Below are 21,454 nucleotides of genomic sequence, written 5' to 3' on the forward strand. Positions count from 1 at the left end.
TCCCATGTCCCAGCACGCCGCCCTGCCTGCCCGTTTCGACCACGTCGGCAGTTTCCTGCGCCCCCAATACCTGCTCGAGGCGCGCGAACAGAAAGCCCAGGGCAAGATCACGCCCGAGCAGCTGCGCCAGGTCGAGGACAAGGCCATCACCGAGATCGTCCGGTTCCAGCAGGACGTCGGCCTCAAGAGCATCACCGACGGAGAGTTCCGCCGCACCTACTTCCACATCGACTTCCTCGAGCAGCTCGGCGGCGTCAAGACCGACATCCCGGTCACGATCCGCAAGCCCGACGGCACGGAAGAGCTCGCGCCCCCGGTCATGCGCGTGATCGACAAGGTCCGCCACGCCAAGAACATCCAGCTCGCCGACTTCGAGTACCTCAAGAGCCAGGTGGCGGCCGGCAACACGCCGAAGGTGACCATCCCCTCGCCCACGATGCTGCACTTCCGCGGCGGGCGCGCGGGCATCAGCCGCGAGGCCTATCCCGAGCTCGATCCCGAGTTCTACGACGACGTTGCGAAGGCCTATGGCGACGAGCTGCGCTCGCTGGCGGCGGCAGGCTGCACCTACGTGCAGATGGACGACACCAACCTCGCCTACCTGTGCGACGAGCGCATGCGCGAGGCCGCCCGCCAGCGTGGCGACGATCCCAACGAGCTGCCGCACCGCTACGCCGCCTTCATCAACAAGGTGGTGGCGCAGAAGCCCGAAGGCATGATCCTCGCGATGCACCTGTGCCGGGGCAACTTCAAGAGCACGCACGCTGCGGCCGGCAACTACGAGCCCGTGGCCGAGGCGCTGCTCAAGGAGATGGACCTCGACGCCTACTTCCTCGAATACGACGATGCGCGTTCGGGCGACTTCCGTCCGCTGCGCTTCCTGCCCAAGGGCAAGACCGTGGTGCTGGGCCTGGTGACCACCAAGTTCGGTGAAATGGAGGACAAGGACGAGCTCAAGTCCCGCATCGAGGACGCCGCGAAGTACGTCTCGCTCGACCAGCTCGCACTGTCGCCGCAGTGCGGCTTCTCCAGCACCGTGCATGGCAACAATATCGCGGTCGAAGCCCAGCGCGCCAAGCTGCGCCTCGTGATCGAGACGGCACAGGAAGTCTGGGGAAATTAAGGCTCGCCCCCAGGTTGGCTCACTTCGTGTAGCCGCCCACCCCCGACCGGGGGCAACACCGACGGCCCGGCAAAGCCGGTTCCGTGGTGTTTCCCGAAGGGATTGATCCACTGCGCGAGTGAAGTACGCTCCGAGCCCATGAAGCTGTTCACCGCCCCCCTCAGCATGTTCGGCGCCAAGGTGCAGATCGCGGCGCTCGAGAAGGGCCTCGCATTCGACTGCGAGATGGTGCCCTTCGACCGCGACGACCGCTACGAGCCCAAGCATCCCGAGGTGCTGCGCGTCAATCCCAAGGGCCAGGTGCCGGTGCTGCTCGACGGCGGGCTCGCGCTGTTCGATTCGACGCAGATCTTCGAATACCTCGAAGACCGGTACCCCGAACCACCGCTCTGGCCACGCGACATCGCGGCCCGCGCGCGCGCGCGGCAGCTCGAGCTCGAATCCGACGAGGTCTTCTTCCCGCACGTCATCCGGCTCTTCGGCCTGCAGGACGCCATGCAGAGCCCGCCCGCAGTCGCCGCCTGCGAAGGCTGCGCGCGCTTCTACGAGAAGCTCGAGTCCCTGCTGGCCGATCGCGAACACCTGGCGGGCGACGCCTACTCCTTCGTCGACATCGCCTTCTACATGGCGCAGGTCTTCGCCGAGCGCAAGGGCGCGCTCATGACGGCCGCCACGCCGCGACTGCTGGCCTGGCGCGAACGCATCGGCGCGCGGGCACCGGTGCGAGAGGTGGTCCGCCCCATGATGATCTTCCTGGCCTCCAACGGCCGTCCGGTGCCCCCCCACCTGCAGCCCCTGCTCGGGCGATGAACCGCATCGACGACTTCCTCGACTGGCTGCCCTCGCCGTCGCAGCATCTGCTGTTCGTCACCTTCGCCCTGCTGGTGTACGTGCTGACCACGCGCGCGCGGCGCGAGCAGCGCGCGCCCACGACGGCCATCGCCTGGGTCATGGGCCTGGTGCTGGTGCCCTACCTCGTGCTGCCGGTGTACCTCGTCTTCGGCCAGCGCAAGCTCAGGCCCACCGGGACGCCGCGGCCCCCGCGCACCGCGCCGGCCGGGCACTGGGCGGCCGAGCTGATCGAAAGCTTCGGCCTCGCGGCGCCCAGCGACTGCGACATCCGGCTGCATTCCGACGGCGCGGCCGCGCACGAAGCGCTGTTCGACGTCATCGAAGGCGCGCGCAGTTCGCTCGACGTGTCGACCTTCATCATCGGCGACGACGCGCTCGGCCACGAGGTGATCACCCGGCTGTCGCAGCGTGCGCGCGATGGCATCAAGGTGCGCGTGCTGCTCGACGGCTTCGGCGCGCTGTCGCTGCCGCGTTCGCATTTCGACTCGCTGCGCGACGCCGGCGCCGAGGTGGCGGTGTTCCGTCCGATCTTCAGCCTGCAGCGCAGCGGACCACGCAACCTGCGCAACCACCGCAAGCTCACGATCGCCGACGACCGCTGGCTGTGGTCGGGCGGACGCAACCTCGCGGGCGAGTACTTCACCGGCAACGATGCGCACCCGGTGGCGTGGCGCGACCTGTCGTTCGACCTGCATGGCGATGTCGCGACCGCGGCCGCGCGCCAGTTCGAACACGACTGGAGCTCGGTGCGCGGCAGCACCTCGCGCGCCATTGCCGCCGCGGCGGGCGCGGTAGCGGCCGGCGAGCGCGCCCAGTTCCTGCCGAGCGGCCCCGACCAGACCGAGGACACGGCGCAGGCGCTTTTGATCGATGCCTGCTTCCGAGCGGAGCACCGGGTGCTCGCGATCACGCCCTACTTCGTGCCCGGCGATGGGCTGCGCGACGCGCTGCGGCTCGCGGCCCGGCGCGGTGTGCAAGTGACGATCGCGATCCCCGCGCAATCCAACCACCGGCTGGCCGACTTTGTGCGCGCACGCACCATGCGCGATCTGGCACGCGCCGGCGTTCAGTTCAGGATGCTGCCCTTCATGGCGCATGCCAAGGCCGTGGTGGTCGACGAGGACATCGCCCTGTGCGGCTCGATCAACCTCGACCTGCGCAGCCTGCTCTTGAATCACGAGGCTGCGGTCGTCTTCTACGGTCGCGCCGAGGTCGACTGGCTGGCCCAGTGGATCGAGACCACCGCATCGGCCGGCGACCCGTACCGGGCGCGCGAGCCGGGCCTGGCGAGGGACATCGCCGAAGGCCTGCTGCTGACGATCGCGTTCCAGGTCTAGGCCTTGCGCTCCGCCCGTTGGCGGGGCGTGTTGGTGTAGCTCGCATTGCCCAGCCCGGTGCCGATGGTCAGTACCGCCCAGTGCTTCACGTCGCGCATGAAGGGCAGCTCGCTCAGGCCCTGCACGACGGCGTCGTTGTGCATCAGCGCCACGGTCTGCTCGCCGCGTATCGTCGGCAGGCGCTTGCACAGCTCGCTCGGCAGGTGGAAGTTCTCGCTCTCCCAGTCGCCCGGCAGGTTCTGCGCACCACGCGCGATGGAACCATCCTTGCGGATCAGGCCCGGGCAGGCGATGCCGACGAAGGGTGCGAGCCGAATGCCCTTCTTCTTGCTGTATCGGATCTGCGACTCGAGCATCTCGGCCAGCCGGTCGATGAGCACCTTGCGGCTCGGGCCGTCGTCGGCATGGCGCCACTTCTCACGCCGCAGAACCTTGGCCATCGACAGGTCGGATGCACGCTTCTGCCGCAGCTTGACGATGCCGCAGCGGACGTTGGTGCCGCCGATGTCGAGCGCGAGTATCGCGTCGTGGTGCTTGCGCATCTCGGGCGACAGCAGGTGCACCCAGCCGATCAGGCCGCCGTCGTCGGGCTCGTGGCAGATGCGTCCGAGCTGCACGGAAACCTTCATGTGCTGCAGGATCGCCGCCGCCTGCAAGATGACGCGCTCGCCGACGTCGCTGCCCGGGAAGCCGCCGCCGATCACGATGCGCTCGACGCCCTTCCACGAGGGCTGGCGCAGGAAGCGCTCGATGACCCAGGCCAGTTCTTCCGAGAACTCCTCGATCGCGCCCTGCAGCATGTCGGCAGCCTCCGAGGTCTTGGCGCTGACCAGCGCCTCGTCGAGCGCGCGCTTGCTCAGCTCACGCGAATGCACGCCGCCCAGCGGATCCTTGCCCTTCCTGCGGCGTCGCTGGCGCCAGCGTTCCAGGAGCTGCCGGAACGCGGTCTGGCTGGCCTGGTCGCCGATGAACCCGTCCTTGTCGCGCAGCTGCAGGCTGTACCCCTCGACCGTCACGGACGGCAGCTCGCGCGCGCCGTGCACCTCGGGCAAGGGAGCGACCGGTGCCTCGGGCGTGCTGTCCTGCTTGCTTTCCTGCTTCATGCTTCCTCGTCCTTCATCGGGTGGGTGTCAATCGTCGGTGGTCTCGAGAATCAGGCGCGCCGTCTCCTGGGGCGCATCCCAGTGAGGATAGTGGCCGCAGCCTTCGAACCAGTGCAGCCTCGCGTCGGGGAACTGCTGCTGGGCGCGCGCTGCCTGCGTGGGAAAGCAGACCCGGTCGAGCCGGCCCCAGCCGATCACGACCGGCCTGGCGATGCTGCCCGCGTCCGAGCCCTCGAGCGGCTCCCCGCGCACGAAGTCGCGCAGCATCAGCTTGAAGGATTCGGCAGCGGCAAGGCTGTTCATCTCCTGCATCACCAGCGCGGCCGGCAACCGATGCGCGAGCGGCGAGAACTGCGCCAGCAGCAGCGCCCGCGACCACTCGTGGGCCGCAATCGACGGCATCGCAAACCGCAGCGATCGCGCCAGCCGCATCGACATGCAGATCGAGGCCTGGAACGCGAAGCGCTCCCAACTGCCCCAGAAGCCGCCCGGCCCGAGAGAAACCACGGTGCCCACCACCTCGCCGCGGCGCGCCAGTTCGAGCAGCAGCCGCGCGCCCATCGAGCTGCCGACCGCGTCGGTACCGAGCAGGTCGTGCTCCCGCAGGAACTGCGCCACCGCGTTGGCAAGGCTGCGCAGCGAGACGTCGCCGGCAAGCGGCGGGCTCTTGCCGAACCCCGGCAGGTCGATCGCGACCACCGCGCGATTGGCCGCCAGCGGTTCAAGGATGGTCTGCCACGTGTGCCAGCTGCTGCCGAGCCCGTGGATCAACAGCAGAGGCTTTCCTTGTCCGCGGCGTACGTAGTTGATGAGCACTCACGCACTGTGGCGGGCCGCCCGGAGCGGCCGCATCAGCACGGCGCACCATCGGCTGTAGGAGAACGCGGCTTCTTTGCGCACTGCCCGGTGCAACGCGAAGGCACGCCGATACACTGCCGCCGATGCACCCGCTTCGCCGCGCGCGGCTCCTCGCCCTGGCCCTGACGGCCCTCGTGGCCATGCTGATGTGCGCCGCTCTGCCCTCGCAGGCCCAGGAGCAGCCGCTGCGCGTGGGCTCGAAGCGCTTCACCGAGTCGTACATCCTGGCCGAGATCCTGGCGCAGACCGCGGCACCGAAGACCGCCGCGGCGCCCCAGGTGCGGCAGGGCCTCGGCAACACCGCGATCGTCTACGAGGCCTTGCGCTCGGGCGGCATCGACCTCTATGCCGAGTACACGGGCACCATCGCGCTCGAAATACTCAAGGGCTCGCCCACCATGACGCGCGAGGCCATGAACGCAGCGTTGCAGCCACTGGGCCTGGGCGTGGCAGTGCCGCTGGGTTTCAACGACGGCTATGCACTGGCGATGCGGACGGCGGACGCCGAAAAGCTGGGCGTGCGCACGCTCGGCGACCTGGCGCGGCATCCCGAACTGCGCTTCGGGCTCTCGAACGAGTTCATCGGCCGCGCCGACGGATGGCAGGGCCTGGCGGCGCGCTACGGCTTCACGCCGACGCCCATCGGCATCGACCACGGGCTGGCCTACGACGCGATCGCGGCGAAGCAGATCGACGTCATGGACATCTACACCACCGACGCCAAGATCGAGCACCTGGGCCTGCGCGTGCTCGAGGACGACCGCGGCTACTTCCCGCGCTACGACGCGGTGCTGCTGTATCGCCTCGACCTGCCGGCGCGCCTGCCTGCGGCCTGGGCCGCCCTGCAGGCGCTCGAAGGCCGCATCGACGAACGGTCGATGATCGCCATGAACGCGCGCGCCGAACTGAAGGGCACGGGCTTCGACGTCATCGCGCGCGACTTCCTCGCGGGCCCGAAGGCCCCAGCCGCCGACCGGGGCGGCCGCGGTTTCATGGCCAAGCTGTTCGGGCCGGACTTCGGCCGGCTCGCCCGCCAGCACATCCTGCTGGTGGTGGTCTCGGTCGGGGTCGCGATCCTGATCGCGGTGCCGATCGGCATCGCGGTGTTCGGCCACCTGCGGCTGCGCGCGCTGGTGCTGGGGCTGACCGGGCTGCTGCAGACCGTTCCCTCGCTGGCCCTGCTGGCTTTGCTGATCTCGCTTCTCGGCATGATCGGCACGCTGCCGGCGCTGATCGCGCTGACGCTCTACGCGCTGCTGCCGATCATGCGCAACACCGTGACCGGCCTGGCCGAGGTGCCCGCCGGCCTGCGCGACGCCGGCACCGCGCTCGGCATGACCGGCGGCCAGAACCTGCGCCTGGTGCAGCTGCCGCTCGCGCTGCCGACGCTGCTGGCCGGCGTTCGCACGGCCACCACGATCGCGATCGGCACCGCGACCATCGCGGCCTTCATCGGCGCCGGCGGCTTCGGCGAGCGGATCGTGACCGGGCTCGCGCTCAACGACCGCGGGCTGCTGATCGCCGGTGCCCTGCCGGCGGCGGCCCTGGCGCTGCTCAGCGAGGCGCTGTTCGAGGGTATCGAATGGCTGATGCGCCGCCGCCGCAACTGAGCCCGGAATGCGCGCGAGTCCGTGAAAGTCCCGACGGGGCAAGGCACCCGACTCAGGCATAGTCGCGCGGCCATCCAGATAAAACCCCGGAGACCTTCATGAAATTCGGCACCCTCGCCGCCTGCCTTTCGCTCGCCCTCGGCGCCAGCGCCTCCTTCGCCCAGACCACCACGCTCAAGATCGGCTACGCCACCACGAAGGAATCGCATTACGGCGTCGGTTCGACCGTGTTCTGCGACGAGGTCGAGAAGGGCACGCAGGGTCGTTACAAGTGCCAGCAGTTCCCGAACTCGGCGCTCGGCGGCGAACGCGAGCAGATCGAGGCCGTGCAGCTCGGCACCCAGGACCTGGTGAACACCTCGACCGGCCCGGTCGGCAACTTCGTGCCCGAGGTCAAGATCGTCGACATCCCCTTCCTCTTCCGCGACTACGACCATGCGCGCAAGGTGATGGACGGCCCGATCGGCCAGGACATCCTCGCCAAGTTCCCGAGCAAGGGAATCATCGCGCTCGGCTGGACCGAGAACGGCTTCCGCCACATGACCAACAGCAAGCGCGACATCGTCAAGCCCAGCGATGCCGCGGGTCTGAAGATGCGCACCATGGAAAACAAGGTGCACATGGACGGCTACCGCACCTTCGGCATCCTGCCGACGCCGATGGCCTTCCCTGAACTGTTCGGCGCGCTGCAGCAGGGCACGGTCGACGGCCAGGAGAACCCGATCCCCGTGATCCTCTCGTCGAAGTTCGCGCAGGTTCAGAACCATCTCTCGCTGACCGGCCACGTGTATTCGCCCGCGCTGCTGCTGCTGTCGCCCAAGGTCTGGAACAAGCTCTCGGACGCCGACAAGAAGGTGTTCCTCGAGGCGGCCCAGAAGGCCGGCGCCGCTCAGCGCAAGAAGGTCAACGAGGACGAGGCCAACGGCATCGCCCAGCTCGAGAAGGCAGGCATGAAGGTCACGCGCAAGGTCGACGGCGACGCCTTCCGCGAGGCGCTCAAGCCTGCCTATGTCGGCTATGCGAAGGAATTCGGGGCCGACAACATCAAGAAGATCAGCGACGTCAAGTAACCCGCCGTCGCGTGACGGTCGCGCCGCCCGGCCAGCCAGCGATGGCGCCGGGCGGCGCCGTTTTTCCGAAGTCCCGAACCTGAACCCGCCGTGAAAACCTTCGAACACTACTTCCTGGCCGCGAACCGCTGGGTGCTGATCCTGCTGCTGGCATCGATGTCGGTGATCATCTTCGTCAACGTGGCGATGCGCTACCTCACGAGCAACTCGCTCGAGTGGGCCGAGGAAGTCGCCCGCCACATGATGATCTGGCTCACCTTCCTGGGAGCCGGGCCGGTGCTGCGCTACGGCGGCCACATCGCGGTCGAGAACCTGCAGGACGCACTGCCGCCCAAGGCCGCGATCGCGCTGCGCGCGGTGGTCGCGGCGCTGCTGTTCGCCTTCTTCGGCTTCATGGTCTGGTACGGCTGGCTCTACATGGAGCGCACGATGTTCCAGCTCACGGCGGTGACGCAGATCCCGTTCGCCTACATCTACAGCGCCATGATGTTCGGCGGCGTGCTGCTGATCGTGCACTGGGCGCTGATCGTGCGCGGCTACGTGCTGCGGCGCGAGTTCGCTTCCGACGCGCATTTCGATGCTGCCGCGAGTGCCGCACTATGAGCGCCAGCCTGATCCTGATCGCCTCGGTCTGCATCTTCCTCGCCATCGGCGTGCCGGTCGCCTTCGCGCTCGGCCTGGCCACGGTGACCACGCTGGTGCTGGCGGAATCGTTTCCGCTGATGGTGCTGCTGAAGGAAACCTTCACCGGCATCGACAGCTTTCCGCTGATGGCGGTGCCCTTCTTCATCCTCGCCGCCGAACTCATGAGCGGAGGCTCGCTGACCGAGGTGCTGCTGCGCTTCGCGGGCCAGTTCGTGGGCCATCGGCGCGGCGGGCTGGGCTACACCAACGTGGTGTCGCTGACCTTCTTCTCGGGCATCTCGGGCTCGGCGCTGGCCGACGCCGCCGGCCCGGGCTCGATGCTGATCAAGATGATGGACAAGGCAGGCTACGACCGCTCGTATGCCGCGGCACTGACCGCCTCGACCGCCATCGTGGGCCCGATCATTCCGCCCTCGATCATCATGATCATCTACGCGCTGCAGGACGACAACGTCTCGGTCGGCAGCCTGTTCGTGGCCGGGCTGCTGCCGGGCCTGCTGATCGCGGTGGCGATGTGCGTGGTCAACTTCTACGTCTCGAAGAAGCGCAACTACAAGGGCGACGGCGGCATGCCGCCCTGGCGCGAGGTACTGCTGACGACCTGGAAGGCGATCCCCGCGATCCTGCTGCCGGTGGTGATCCTCGGCGGCATGCGCGCGGGCTGGTTCACGCCCACCGAGGCCTCGGTGGTGGCCGTCTTCTATGCGCTGGTGTGCGGCAAGTTCGTCTACCGCACGCTCGAGTGGAAGGCCCTGCCCGACATCCTCTCGCGCTCGGCGCTGCTCTCGGCCTCGGTGCTGATCATCATCGGCCTGTCGGCCTCCTTCGCCTGGATCCTCACCATTGAGAACGTGCCGCAGACGCTGGCCGAGTGGCTGGTCGGCATGAACCTCTCGCCGTGGATGTTCCTGATCATCGTCAACGTGTTCCTGCTGCTGTTCGGCATCTTCATCGAGCCGCTGCCGGGCGTGATGGTGCTGGCGCCGATCCTCGCGCCGGTGGCGGTCAAGCTCGGCATCGACCCGATCCACTTCGCGATGATCATGATCTACAACCTCACGCTCGGCATGATCACGCCGCCCGTGGGCGGCCTGCTGTTTGTCACCTGCAATGTCTCGCGGGTGCCGATGTCGCAGCTGGTGCGCGAACTGGTGCCGTTCCTGTGGGCCCACGGCGGCGTGCTGCTGCTGCTGACCTTCCTGCCGGCGCTCAGCGTCTGGCTGCCGCATTTGTGGGGCTTCAAGTAGCGGTTGGCGGTTGGCAGGACGCGGATTCCCGTACACTTCATCCGGTCAGGAGAGCGTCCCGCCAGCCGGGGCCGCCGAAGGCGCAGGTCCCCCGAATCAAGGGCCCGAACGCTCAGGCAAAAGGACTGACGCAGCGCCCCTTTCCGGGGCGTTTCCTTGCTGGAGAGAGGCGCAGCGTCGCAGGGACGGCCGCCCACCGAAGGAGCAAACCCCGATCGTGGGGCGAATCTCTCAGGTAAAGCGGACAGCAGGGGTGGCCCATGGCTTCGGCCATGGATTCGGACTGCCCCTTGGAGATGCGCCTCATCATGGCCGACCCTTCCGACTCTTCCGCCGCCGCGCTAGAAAAGACGCCGCTGCATGCGCTGCATCTCGAGCTCGGCGCCCGCATGGTGCCCTTCGCCGGCTATTCGATGCCGGTGCAGTACCCGGCCGGCCTGATGGCCGAGCACCGTCACACGCGACAGGCCGCGGGCCTGTTCGATATCTCCCACATGGGCCAGCTGCGGCTGGTCGGCCCCGACGCCGCGGCCGCGTTCGAATCCCTCATGCCGGTCGACGTGATCGGCCTCGCGCCAGGCCGCCAGCGCTACGGCCTGCTGCTGGCCGACGACGGCGGCATCCTCGACGACCTGATGTTCTTCAACGAGGGCGACGATTCGCTGTTCGTGATCGTCAACGGCGCCTGCAAGCAGGCCGACATTGCCCACATCACGGCCCGCATCGGCGCGCGCTGCGAAGTGCGGCCGCTGCCCGACCAGGCGCTGCTCGCGTTGCAGGGGCCGCAAGCCGCCGACGTGCTCGCGCGGCTCGCGCCCGGCATCGAGCGCCTCGTTTTCATGACCGGCGGGGCGGTCCGCATCGGCGGCATCGCGGCCTTCGCCACGCGCAGCGGCTACACGGGCGAGGACGGCTTCGAGATCTCGGTCGCCGCAGCCGACGCCGAGGCCCTGGCGCGCCTGCTGCTCGCCCAGCCCGAGGTCGCGCCGATCGGACTCGGCGCACGCAATTCGCTGCGGCTCGAGGCCGGCCTGTGTCTCTATGGCAGCGACATCGATGCGAGCACCACGCCGGTCGAGGCCGCGCTCGGCTGGGCCATGCAGAAGGTGCGCCGCAGCGGCGGCGCGCGCGAAGGCGGCTTTCCGGGCGCCGCGCGCGTGCTCGCCCAGCTGAAGGCCGCCGACGGCGCTGCGGGCCACCTCGACCACGACACGCTCAGGCGCAAGCGGGTCGGCCTGGTGGCGCTCGAGCGCGTGCCGGTGCGCGACGGCAGCCTGCTCGAATCCTTCGAAGGTCTGCCGATCGGCCAGGTCACGAGCGGCCTGCTGGGCCCGAGCGTCGACCGTCCGATCGCGATGGGCTATGTCGCACTGGCCTACGCCGAACCCGGCACCCGTCTGCAGGCCGTGGTGCGCGGCAAGCCGGTGCCGATGGAAGTCTGCACCCTGCCCTTCCTGCCGGCGCGCTACTACCGCGGCTGAGCCCCTTCTCACACACTTTCCAACTTCAACCAGGAGCTGATTCCATGACTCTCAAATACACGAAGGACCACGAGTGGCTGCGCCAGGAAGCCGACGCGACGCTGGTCACGGTCGGCATCACGGTGCACGCGCAGGACGCGCTCGGCGACGTGGTCTTCGTCGACCTGCCCGAGGTCGGCAAGAGCTTTGCCCAGGGCGAGGTCGCGGGCGTCGTCGAATCGGTGAAGGCCGCTGCCGATGTCTTCATGCCGGTGTCGGGCGAGATCGTCGAGGTCAACGAGGCCCTGCGCGCCGACCCCTCGCTGGCCAACAGCGCGCCCATGGACGCCGGCTGGTTCTTCAAGGTCCGACTCGCCGACGCGGCGCAGCTGGCTGCCCTGCTCGACCAGACCGCCTACGACGCCTTCGCCGCCGAGAGCTGAAGCGCCAGATTCAGACTTGCACCCGACCTGCCCGGACCTGCCCTCGAACCGACCCCGACCGCCCCATGCCGACGCCCGTGCCGACCCCCTTCCCCACGCTCAGCGAACTCGAGAACGCCGAGGAATTCATCGCCCGCCACATCGGCATCGAGGCCGACGACGAGCCCGGCATGCTGGCCGCGATCGGCTCGACCACGCGCGCCGAGCTGATCGACGGCATCGTGCCGCCGGCGATCCGGCGCAGCAGGCCGATGCGGCTGCCGGCGCCGGTCACCGAGGCCGAGGCGCTGGCCGAACTGAAGGCCATCGCGGCGAAGAACAAGGTCGCGAGGAGCTTCATCGGCCAGGGCTACTACGGCACCCACACGCCCGGCGTGATCCTGCGCAACGTGCTCGAGAACCCGGCCTGGTACACCGCCTACACGCCCTACCAGGCCGAGATCTCGCAGGGCCGCATGGAGGCACTGGTCAACTTCCAGACCATGGTCTGCGACCTCACGGGCATGGCGATCGCCAATGCATCGATGCTCGACGAGGCCACCGCCGCGGCCGAAGCCATGACGCTGGCGCGGCGCAGCGTGAAGAGCAGGAGCAACGTCTTCCTCGTGGCCGGCGACTGCCATCCGCAGACCATCGAGGTGCTGCGCACGCGCGCCGCCCCGCTCGGCATCGAGATCAAGGTCAGCACCGCCTCCGAGACCCTGCCGCACCTGATGGCCAGCGGCGCCTTCTTCGGCGTGCTCGCCCAGTACCCGGCCACCACCGGGCAGGTGCACGACCTGCGTCCGCTGGCAGGCCATGCGCACCAGAGCGAGGCCGCGTTCTGCGTGGCCGCCGACCTGCTCGCGCTGACCCTGCTCGCGCCGCCCGGCGAATGGGATGCCGACATCGTCTGCGGCACCACCCAGCGCTTCGGCATGCCGATGGGCAACGGCGGCCCGCACGCCGCCTACCTGGCCTGCCGCGACGAGTTCAAGCGCTCGCTGCCGGGCCGGCTGGTGGGCGTCAGCGTCGACGTGCACGGCCAGCCGGCGTACCGGCTCGCGCTGCAGACGCGCGAGCAGCACATCCGGCGCGAGAAGGCGACCTCGAACATCTGCACCGCGCAGGTGCTGCCCGCGGTGGTCGCGAGCATGTACGCGGTCTACCACGGGCCCGATGGGCTGCGCCGCATCGCGCAGCGCGTCGCTCTGCTGACCGCGGTGCTGGCACGCGGGCTCGAGACGATGGGGTACGAGATCGCCAACGCCACCGCCTTCGATTCGCTCACGGTGCACAGTGGCGATGAAACGCCGCGGGTCCACGAACGCGCGGTCGCGGCCGGTGTCAACCTGCGCCACCGGCTGCAGCAGCACCTGGGCATCTCGCTCGACGAGACCACCACGCGCGCCGACGTCGAGATGCTCTGGGGCCTGTTCGCATGCGCCGGCAGCACCGCGCCGGACTTCGATCAGCTCGCGGCCGGCTCGACGACACGCATCCCCGACGATCTGCGCCGCAGCAGCACGTTCCTCGCGCATCCGGTGTTCAACACCCACAAGAGCGAGACCGCGATGCTGCGCTACATCCGCAGCCTCAGCGACAAGGACCTCGCGCTCGACCGCAGCATGATCCCGCTCGGCAGCTGCACGATGAAGCTCAACGCGACCAGCGAGATGATCCCGATCACCTGGCCCGAATTCGCGGACATCCATCCCTTCGCGCCGGCCGAGCAATTGCTGGGCTACGCGCAGCTCGACGCCCAGCTGCGCGCCTGGCTCTGCGAGGCCACCGGCTACGCGGGCATCAGCCTGCAGCCCAACGCGGGATCGCAGGGCGAGTACGCGGGCCTGCTTGCCATCAAGGCCTTCCACGAGGCGCGAGGCGATGCGCACCGCAACGTCTGCCTGATTCCATCGTCGGCCCACGGCACCAACCCGGCCAGCGCGCAGATGGCAGGCATGCAGGTGGTGGTGACCGCCTGCGACACCGAGGGCAACGTCGACATCGACGATCTCCGCCGCGCCTGCGAGAAGCATCGCGACGACCTGGCCGCGGTGATGATCACCTACCCGAGCACTCACGGCGTCTTCGAGACCCGCGTCAAGGAGCTGTGCGAGATCGTCCATGCGCACGGCGGCCGCGTGTACGTCGACGGCGCCAACATGAACGCGCTGGTCGGCGTGGCGGCACCGGGCGAGTTCGGCGGCGACGTGAGCCACCTGAACCTGCACAAGACCTTCTGCATTCCGCACGGCGGCGGCGGACCCGGCGTCGGGCCGGTGTGCGTGGTGGAAGACCTCGTGCCCTACCTGCCCGGCCATGCCACGGGCGGTCTTGCATCCAACGGGGCCGTGGGCGCGGTGTCCGCTGCCCCGCTCGGCAACGCGGCCGTGCTGCCGATCAGCTGGATGTACTGCCGCATGATGGGCGCGCGCGGCCTGCAGGCCGCCACCGAGACCGCGATCCTGAGCGCCAACTACATCAGCTCGCGGCTCAAGGACCACTACCCCACGCTCTACGCGAGCCCCAACGGCCACGTGGCGCACGAGTGCATCCTCGATCTGCGGCCGCTCAAGGAATCCAGCGGCGTCAGCGCCGAGGACGTCGCCAAGCGGCTCATCGACTACGGCTTCCATGCGCCGACCCTGAGCTTTCCGGTGCCCGGCACGCTCATGGTCGAGCCCACCGAGAGCGAGCCGCTGGCCGAGCTCGACCGCTTCATCGACGCCATGGTCGCGATCCGGGGCGAGATCCGGCGCATCGAGGAAGGCATCTGGCCCAAGGACGACAACCCGTTGCGCCACGCACCGCACACCGCGGCCAGCCTGCTGGGCAGCGAATGGACGCGGCCCTACGCGCGCGAGCTCGCCGCCTTCCCGCTCGCGACGCTAAGGCAGGCCAAGTACTGGCCGCCGATCGGTCGGGTCGACAATGTCTACGGCGACCGCAACCTGTTCTGCAGCTGCGTGCCGATCGAGGCCTACGCCAAGGATTGAGCCGCGGCAGCCCACACCCGAGGAGAACCGTCATGCGCTTCATGGTGATCGTCAAGGCGAGCAAGGATTCCGAGGCCGGTGTGATGCCGGACAAGAAGCTGCTGACCGCCATGGGCAGCTACAACGAGGCGCTGGTCAAGGCCGGCGTGATGCAGGCCGGCGACGGGCTGCATCCCAGCTCGAAGGGCGTGCGCGTGCGCTTCTCGGGCGACCAGCGCACGGTCATCGAGGGTCCGTTCGCGAACACCACCGAGCTGGTCTCGGGCTTCTGGCTCTGGAAGGTGGCGTCGAAACAGGAAGCCATCGACTGGCTGCGCCGCGCGCCCTTCGACGGCGGCATCGAGGTCGAGTTGCGCCAGGTCTTCGAGATGGAGGACTTCGGCGCCGAACTCACGCCCGAGCTGCGGGCGCAGGAAAAGCGGCTGGCCGAAGGGATCAAGTCTCAGTCTGCGGGCGGCTGAGCCCACCACCGGGCCGCGCACTACTTCTTCGCCACGGCCCCGGTGGCAACCTGGTCGCGAAATGCCTTGAGGCGAGCCTTGAGGCGGCGTTCGTTGACGGGCCCCATGCGCACCAGCATCTTCTGCCCGGCCGACAGCGATTCGAGCGCGGGATCGACGAACTCATAGCTGATCCAGGGCTTCTCGGCCGCCATCTCGCCCTTGACCTCCGTGAGCTTCACCTGCACCGGCCCTGCCGGCTCGGGTGCCTGCAGCAGGTGGTCGATCACGGCCACGAGCCGGTCGTTGAAGTAGCGGTTCGGGTAGCCCAGTTCCTCGTAGGCCTGCTGGAACAGCGGATAGAACCGCGCATAGAGCGCTGCCGCGCGCGCGACGTCCACCGATTCGGCGAACAGCACGAAGGGCGTATAGCGCGCGGCGTTGTCGGCGCCGATGGTCTTGACCTCGCCGGCACCCTGCACCTCGAAGGACTTCGGGGTGCGCTGCACCGGCCATACGCGCGCCGGCGCCTGGGCCCGCGTCAGGTTGTCGACCGTGGCGACGAGGCGCCGCACGAAGCCGCCGGACTCGAGGAAGCTGCCTGCGGCCTTCTTGCCGACCAGTTCGTTGAGCGCAGCGCTCACGCGCGCATCGGCATCGTCGAGCGAAGGCAGCGCCGCCTCGGGTGCGGCCAGCGCGTCGACCGGATTCTGCGGCCCGGTCGCGACCGGCGCCGGCGGCGGCGCGGGCTCGTCGGACGGCGCGGGCTGGGTCGCCACACTGGCGGCCGGCGGCGCCTCGACCTCGGCCTGGCGCTGCGACCAGCGCCACCAGCCGAAGGCCGCGGCGAGGATCAGGACGACGACGATCGCGAGCGTTCCCAGCGATGACTCGCGTGCCGGCCTGAATTCTGCGGAGTCGCGTTCGGGCATGTTCGGATCTTCCTTTCAGGATGCAAGGTGCGCACAGGTCGCTCCCGCCATTTGAAACCACATGGGCGCCGCCGGCCGTAACGCCATGTGAGCCTGCTGCGATGCGTCGGGTGATTCGATCGGTCCGATGTTGCCATCGCCCGCGGTCTGGCTGCCGGCGGCGTGCCGCGCAACCCATTTCACGAGCAGGTTGTCGGAGCACCGTCCAGTCCGAGCCGACCGAGGATCTGCCGGTCGTATCGCTTCCAGTCCCGCTCCGAGTTCTCGATGACGATCTTGTCCAGGCTCAATCGGTCGAACAGCGCATCGGTGAGGGTTCGGTATTCCTCGTAAAGCGCGATCAGTCCATCGAGGCCTGACAGGCGCCGACGCACCGCGAGCGGCCCCTTCAGCTTCCAGTCGACCTGGTACTTCACCCAGGCATCCCCCCGCTCCGCGCAGATGGTGCGCACGGCGCGCTCCACGTCCTCCTGCCGGAGATAGACCACGAGCGGGTGCAGTGGCGCGATGCATCCGGCCACACGCTCGCAGTACGCGGCGAGCTGATCGAAGCTCGCCTCCATCAGGAACAGATGGGTCAGGTCGCCATGAAAGAGCTGGCCGTCCAGCACAGGGACTGCAGCGCCACCTCGGACCTCTTCGGCAAACGAAGCCCACCTGGAGACCGCACGGCCCGCCAGCCCTTGCACGGTGGTCTCGAGCCAGGGTTCGAACCAGTGCCGGAGTTCATCGGTGGCACGGACCGGGTGCGGGTCGGTGCGTTCGTGAATGGCGAGCGCCGGACGACCGGCCTCTGCCAGCGCCTTCGCGACGAGCCGCATCGTCGTCGACTTTCCCGAGCCCATGATGCCCTCGACGATGACGAGCCCATGGTGCCCGGGAGATGCGCGATCCGGTGCTGCGAAGGTCTTCACGCTTCAGTCGCACGGTTGAAAGCGCTTGCAGTCGGCCACGGCGCGAATCGAGGTCAGCGTGTTCTCCCCATCGACATGTCTCGAAGTGAATTTCACCGACGAGCCTTCGGGCACATCGGCCAGCAGCGCACGGTCGGGCACTCTGAAGGTCTGGGTGGTGAAGGGGATCTTCGACCTCGGCAGCAGCTTCAATCGGACGTAGAGCTTGCCGCCCGGTTCCTCGAACGACGACGTGAAGCGCGCCCGCGTGGTGACCGCGTCCGGCTCTTCGGCTTGCGCCGCCGGCGCGCTCGCCGCCGCAACGGTCAGCGCCAGTGCAACGGCTCTCCAATACGCATTCGACATCTCTGGCTCCTCGGGAGGCTGCTTCGCCGCTGCATTCTGCATCGCCGCGGACCCGGTTTCCGCGCGCCACGGCGAGCAGGCGGCATCGAACCTGCTAGGCCAGAAGCGCCGCGGTCGCAGGCGACATTTCCCAGCCGGAGGGACAATCGCCGGGCCGACCTCGAAGACTGCGGAATGTCGACGACGCATGCAAAAATGATAGCAACAACACTAGGCCAGATATGAACGTTTCGTTCGACGCTCTCACCGAATACCAGCGCTACAAGCTGATGGCAAGCCTGATCGTGCCGCGGCCGATCGCGCTGGTCACCACGCTCGGCGCCGACGGCATCGTCAACGCCGCGCCCTTCAGCATGTTCAACATGCTCGGCGAGGAACCGCCGATCGTGATGATCAGCGTCAACCGGCTGCAGGACAACGCGCTCAAGGACACGGCCGCCAACATCGCGCGCAGCGGCGAGTTCGTGGTCCACCTCGCCGACGAGGACATCGCCGAGCAGATGCATCGCTGCGGCGAGCGCCATCCGCCGCATGTAAGCGAACTCGACGTGGTCGGCTTCACGACCCTGCCGAGCCACGCGATCAAGCCGCCGCGCATCGCCGAGGCGCCCGTGGCCTTCGAATGCACGCTGTGGGAGACGCTCGAGACCGAGAGCCGGCAGATCTTCATCGGCCAGGTGCGCTGGATGCATGCGCGCGACGAGCTGATCGACACCGAGACCTGGCGCGTGCGGCTGCAGCACTATTTCCCCGTGGGGCGCTTCGGCGCCAGCTTCTACGTCAAGACGCGCGAGCGCTATTCGCTCGCGGCGCAGGGCGAGGCACGCAGCACGCAGATCGACGAGATGTAGGCAAGGCGTCACGTCGCGCGACGACGACGGGCATGCCGCCCGTCATCTCCAGGACGCGGGATGGCAGCCGACGTCGACAGGGTCGATCTGCGGCCGTGTCGGGCCGGGCGGCGCTCCGGCAGAATGCCGCCACCCAACCGACGTGGATTCGCTCATGAAATGCCTCACTCTGGCACGGCCTCGGACTTCGACCAGGACCCTCGCAGGGACACCCGCGAGGGGCTCGGCCCGCATCGCGCTGGCGGCAGTGACGGCGGCGATCCTGGCATCGGCGCTGGCCGCTTGCGGGGGCGGCGGGGGTGGAGGCGGAGGTGGCGTCGCCCCCGTCGCAGCGGGCACCGCCGCGCCGGCCACCACGCCCGCGCCCACTGCCGGTCTTCCCGCACGCGAGGCGCTGATCGCGCGCGCCCGCAGCGTGGAACTCGACACACCCTATGTCCCGCCGCCCGGCGATCCGCTCGAGCACAACACGGCGGGCTTCGCCAAGACCCTGTGCTCGAACGTCTTCATCGCCGGCATGGAGCCCGACGTGGCGGCCGAGGTCACCGGCTACTTCACCGGCCCCTACGCGCAGCGCAGCAGGGTCGGCAAGCCCATGGTCGACCGCGCGTCGAAAGAGGTGCGCATCGCGATGACGAATGGCACGACGCTGACCGCGCGCTTCTACGGCTCGCAGGGCTGCGTCACGCTGGCGCCAGGTGCGAGCGACGTGTCGTTCGCGCCGACGAACGTGGCGAGCACCCTGCCCGACGCCGGCACGCAAGCCTGGCCGATGGGCGACGTGCTGCCGGCGGACCGCGGCACCGGCTTCGATCCGCTGAAGGTCGAGCAGGCCATGTCCGCGCCCTTCGAACAGCCTGGGGCCTTCACCACGGCCTTCGTGGTGAGCTACAAGGGACGCATCATCGGCGAGCGCTACATGAGCGGCGTCACCCCGACCACGCCGCTGCAGTCATGGTCGATGGGCAAGAGCGTGACGGCCACGCTGATGGGCATTCTCATCAAGGAGGGCGTGTACACGCTCGACCAGCGCGCGCCCATTCCGGAATGGCAGGCGGAAGGCGACAAGCGCCAGCAGATCCGCATCGTCGACCTGCTGCAGATGTCGAGCGGGCTGCGCATCAAGGCGCCCGACGATCCGGATTTCGACCCGAACGGCAGCTACCCCGACCACATCTACTACTACACCGGCCGCATCAACGCCTTCCACTACGCCGCCACGCGGCCGCAGCAGTGGCCGCCGGCCACCATCGGCCGCTACCGCAACACCGATCCGGTGCTGGTCAACTACCTGATCCGGCTGGCAGCGGAGAAACGCGGCGAGGACTATCTCTCGTTTCCGCAGCGGGCGCTCTTCGACAAGATCGGCGTGCGTTCGATGACCATCGAGACCGACCCCTACGGCAACTTCCTCACGCAGGGCCACGACTTCATGTCAGCGCGCGACTGGGCGCGCCTGGGGAATCTCTATCTGCAGGATGGCGTGTGGAACGGCGAGCGTCTCCTGCCCGAAGGCTTCGTCAAGTTCGTGAGCACCGTCGCGCCCGCCTGGGCGGCCGACAACCGTCCCATCTACGGCGGCTTCTTCTGGCTCAACGGCATGGGCCAATGGCCAGTGCCGTCCTCGGCCTACTACATGCTGGGCGCGGGAGGCCAGGTGGTGATCATCGTGCCCTCCCACGATCTCGTGGTGGTTCGCCTGGGTCACGACAAGGGCGAGGCGCTTTCGACGCAGGGCGTGCAGAAGGCGCTGACGCTGCTGATGCAAGGGATCGCGGCGTCGAGGTAGACGCCGGTCCGGTTCGCCCGCGACGCGGGTCGGCTAGCATTTGTGCACATCCAACCCGAACCCGAGGGGGCAGCCCCTGGACGTTCAATCTCTTCGTCGTCAAATGGTCACCTGCTACCTGCGCTACGTCATCGACCCGTTCAAGCTGAAGGAGTTCGAACACTACGGCAAGCTGTGGATTCCGCTGGTCGAGAAGTTCGGCGGCCAGCACCACGGCTACTTCCTGCCATCGGAAGGAGCGAACAACATCGCGCTTGCGATGTTCAGCTTTGCCAGTCTTGCGGCCTACGAGACATACCGCGCGACCTCCTTCGATGACCCGGAGTGCCAGGCCGCGTTCAAGTACGCGGAAGACACGCGTTGCATCGTCAGCTACGAGCGCAGCTTCTTCAGGCCCGTGTTCGGGTGACCGTCGGGATGCAACGCCCATCACACCGATCTGACGCATGCTCCCGGGCCTTCGACTGCGATGCTTTGCCGGCGATGCCGACTTTCCCGCGATGGCGGAAGTGGCCAACGCGGTGTTCGCGGCAGACAGGATGGGCTGGATCCGAACGCCGGAGCACATCCGCCAGGACTACGCCCGGTTCACCGACTTCGACCCCCTGGCCGACATCGTGATGGCCGAGCTCGATGGCCGACTGGCTGGCTACGTGCGCACCTCGCACTGGATCGACGAGAACGGCTGGCTCTCCCAGGGACAGGTCGGCTTCGTCCACCCGGTGTGCCGGCGACGCGGCGTCGGCACCGAACTGCTGCGCTGGGTGGAAGCGCGACAGCGCGCGCTTGCACGGGGCCACGGCGCCGTGTCCGTGCACCACGTCTTCGTGACCGAGGGGGAGATCGGCCGCAAGGCCATGCTGCATCGTGCCGGCTACCTGCCCGCTCGCCACTTCATGCAGATGCAGCGACCTTCGCTCGACGACATACCCGACGTTCCGCTGCCCGAAGGCTTCGAGGTGCGGCCGGTGCAGACGGACCATCTGCGCCCGATCTTCGACGCCCACATGGAAGCCTTGGAGGGCCACTGGGGCGTTGCTCCGGCCAAGCCCGGCGACTTCGAACGCTGGACGACGCTGCCGACCTTTCAGCCGCATCTGTGGCAGGTGGCCTGGCACATCGAGAGCGACCGCGTGGCCGGACAGGTGAAGCCCTTCATCAACGAAGAGCAGAACAGGACACAGAACCGTCGGCGCGGCGAGACCGAATTCATCAGCGTCGGCACCCCATGGCGCCGGCGCGGCCTGGCGCGCGCACTCATTGCGAGGGCCTTGCATGCGCAACGCGACGCCGGCATGAACGAATCCATCCTGGGCGTGGATGCCGACAATGCGCATGACGCCGCCCGGCTCTATGAGAGCTGCGGCTTTCGCGTCGTCCAGCGCAACATGGTCCTGCGCAAGCCGGTCGACAGCTAACACGGCGCCCCACCCGCCGCCTCCGAGGCCGCGAGGAGG

The 21,454-nt window shown here is 68.3% G+C and carries 20 protein-coding genes and 2 riboswitches; of the genes, 15 read left to right on the top strand and 5 right to left on the bottom strand.

The features are described from left to right. Window positions 1-4 precede the first annotated feature (4 nt). The 3 genes from QTH87_RS15505 (at window position 5) to QTH87_RS15515 (ending at window position 3,312) form a co-directional block, all read left to right on the top strand. Window positions 5-1,123 carry a 5-methyltetrahydropteroyltriglutamate--homocysteine S-methyltransferase gene (locus tag QTH87_RS15505; RefSeq protein ID WP_286610285.1) on the top strand — a complete coding sequence of 373 codons (1,119 nt, stop codon included), beginning with the start codon at window positions 5-7 and terminating at the stop codon, window positions 1,121-1,123. A 138-nt stretch (window positions 1,124-1,261) separates the two neighbouring features. Further along, a complete protein-coding gene (locus QTH87_RS15510) occupies window positions 1,262-1,933 on the top strand; it encodes a glutathione S-transferase family protein (RefSeq protein ID WP_286610287.1) in 672 nt (223 codons plus the stop codon). Further along, window positions 1,930-3,312, top strand: coding sequence for a phospholipase D-like domain-containing protein (locus QTH87_RS15515; RefSeq protein WP_286610289.1), 1,383 nt, complete (start codon window positions 1,930-1,932; stop codon window positions 3,310-3,312). Before QTH87_RS15510 ends, QTH87_RS15515 begins: the two co-directional genes overlap by 4 nt. Here the strand turns inward: QTH87_RS15515 and QTH87_RS15520 are convergent. Further along, window positions 3,309-4,415 carry an ROK family protein gene (locus tag QTH87_RS15520; RefSeq protein WP_286610291.1) on the bottom strand — a complete coding sequence of 369 codons (1,107 nt, stop codon included), beginning with the start codon at window positions 4,413-4,415 and terminating at the stop codon, window positions 3,309-3,311. The genes QTH87_RS15515 and QTH87_RS15520 overlap by 4 nt on opposite strands. 27 nt (window positions 4,416-4,442) lie before the next feature. Continuing rightward, window positions 4,443-5,231 (bottom strand): alpha/beta fold hydrolase, encoded by a 789-nt coding sequence (locus tag QTH87_RS15525; RefSeq protein ID WP_286610293.1) that lies wholly within the window; start codon window positions 5,229-5,231, stop codon window positions 4,443-4,445. Window positions 5,232-5,356: 125 nt separating this feature from the next. On the opposite strand from QTH87_RS15525, the gene QTH87_RS15530 reads away from it, so the two are divergent. The 8 genes from QTH87_RS15530 to QTH87_RS15565 all read left to right on the top strand — a co-directional run bounded on the left by QTH87_RS15530 (window position 5,357) and on the right by QTH87_RS15565 (window position 15,187). Continuing rightward, a complete protein-coding gene (locus tag QTH87_RS15530; RefSeq protein ID WP_444812791.1) occupies window positions 5,357-6,883 on the top strand; it encodes a glycine betaine ABC transporter substrate-binding protein in 1,527 nt (508 codons plus the stop codon). Window positions 6,884-6,981: 98 nt separating this feature from the next. Next, window positions 6,982-7,953, top strand: a complete 972-nt coding sequence (locus QTH87_RS15535) for a TRAP transporter substrate-binding protein (RefSeq protein WP_286610294.1) — start codon at window positions 6,982-6,984, stop codon at window positions 7,951-7,953. Window positions 7,954-8,043: 90 nt separating this feature from the next. Next, the gene (locus QTH87_RS15540) at window positions 8,044-8,556 is read left to right on the top strand and encodes a TRAP transporter small permease (RefSeq protein ID WP_286610296.1); all 513 of its coding nucleotides are present in this window, start codon (window positions 8,044-8,046) and stop codon (window positions 8,554-8,556) included. Beyond that, window positions 8,553-9,845 (top strand): TRAP transporter large permease, encoded by a 1,293-nt coding sequence (locus QTH87_RS15545; RefSeq protein ID WP_286610297.1) that lies wholly within the window; start codon window positions 8,553-8,555, stop codon window positions 9,843-9,845. Before QTH87_RS15540 ends, QTH87_RS15545 begins: the two co-directional genes overlap by 4 nt. 36 nt (window positions 9,846-9,881) lie before the next feature. Further along, window positions 9,882-9,983, top strand: a riboswitch (glycine riboswitch). A gap of 11 nt (window positions 9,984-9,994) precedes the next feature. Further along, window positions 9,995-10,103: riboswitch (glycine riboswitch) on the top strand. 50 nt (window positions 10,104-10,153) lie between these two features. Next, window positions 10,154-11,326: a glycine cleavage system aminomethyltransferase GcvT gene (gcvT, locus tag QTH87_RS15550; RefSeq protein WP_286610300.1), complete on the top strand. Its 1,173-nt coding sequence runs from the start codon at window positions 10,154-10,156 to the stop codon at window positions 11,324-11,326. Between the two features lie 44 nt (window positions 11,327-11,370). Further along, on the top strand, window positions 11,371-11,748 hold the full coding sequence (gene gcvH, locus QTH87_RS15555; RefSeq protein WP_286610301.1) for a glycine cleavage system protein GcvH: 378 nt from the start codon (window positions 11,371-11,373) through the stop codon (window positions 11,746-11,748). Window positions 11,749-11,813: 65 nt separating this feature from the next. After that, window positions 11,814-14,726, top strand: coding sequence for an aminomethyl-transferring glycine dehydrogenase (gene gcvP / locus QTH87_RS15560; protein WP_286610303.1), 2,913 nt, complete (start codon window positions 11,814-11,816; stop codon window positions 14,724-14,726). Window positions 14,727-14,758: 32 nt separating this feature from the next. Then, window positions 14,759-15,187: a YciI family protein gene (locus QTH87_RS15565; protein WP_286610304.1), complete on the top strand. Its 429-nt coding sequence runs from the start codon at window positions 14,759-14,761 to the stop codon at window positions 15,185-15,187. A 20-nt stretch (window positions 15,188-15,207) separates the two neighbouring features. Here the strand turns inward: QTH87_RS15565 and QTH87_RS15570 are convergent, their stop codons facing one another. From QTH87_RS15570 to QTH87_RS15580, 3 genes are all read right to left on the bottom strand, one after another. Next, on the bottom strand, window positions 15,208-16,098 hold the full coding sequence (locus tag QTH87_RS15570) for a DUF3014 domain-containing protein (RefSeq protein ID WP_286610305.1): 891 nt from the start codon (window positions 16,096-16,098) through the stop codon (window positions 15,208-15,210). Window positions 16,099-16,277: 179 nt separating this feature from the next. Further along, a complete protein-coding gene (locus QTH87_RS15575) occupies window positions 16,278-17,012 on the bottom strand; it encodes a P-loop NTPase family protein (RefSeq protein WP_286610306.1) in 735 nt (244 codons plus the stop codon). A gap of 3 nt (window positions 17,013-17,015) precedes the next feature. Next, a complete protein-coding gene (locus tag QTH87_RS15580) occupies window positions 17,016-17,357 on the bottom strand; it encodes a copper-binding protein (protein WP_286610308.1) in 342 nt (113 codons plus the stop codon). Window positions 17,358-17,578: 221 nt separating this feature from the next. Here QTH87_RS15580 and QTH87_RS15585 point away from each other — a divergent pair, with 221 nt between their 5' ends. The 4 genes from QTH87_RS15585 to QTH87_RS15600 all read left to right on the top strand — a co-directional run bounded on the left by QTH87_RS15585 (window position 17,579) and on the right by QTH87_RS15600 (window position 21,415). Next, complete coding sequence (locus QTH87_RS15585) at window positions 17,579-18,208, top strand: flavin reductase family protein (protein WP_286610309.1); 630 nt, start codon at window positions 17,579-17,581, stop codon at window positions 18,206-18,208. Window positions 18,209-18,362: 154 nt separating this feature from the next. Then, window positions 18,363-19,997, top strand: a complete 1,635-nt coding sequence (locus QTH87_RS15590; RefSeq protein ID WP_286610310.1) for a serine hydrolase domain-containing protein — start codon at window positions 18,363-18,365, stop codon at window positions 19,995-19,997. Between the two features lie 103 nt (window positions 19,998-20,100). Beyond that, window positions 20,101-20,406: an NIPSNAP family protein gene (locus tag QTH87_RS15595; RefSeq protein WP_286610312.1), complete on the top strand. Its 306-nt coding sequence runs from the start codon at window positions 20,101-20,103 to the stop codon at window positions 20,404-20,406. Between the two features lie 37 nt (window positions 20,407-20,443). After that, window positions 20,444-21,415, top strand: a complete 972-nt coding sequence (locus QTH87_RS15600; RefSeq protein ID WP_286610314.1) for a GNAT family N-acetyltransferase — start codon at window positions 20,444-20,446, stop codon at window positions 21,413-21,415. The last annotated feature ends 39 nt before the right edge of the window (window positions 21,416-21,454 follow it).

The organism is Variovorax jilinensis (genome assembly GCF_030316885.1).
GTDB classification, from domain to species: Bacteria; Pseudomonadota; Gammaproteobacteria; order Burkholderiales; family Burkholderiaceae_C; genus Variovorax; species Variovorax jilinensis.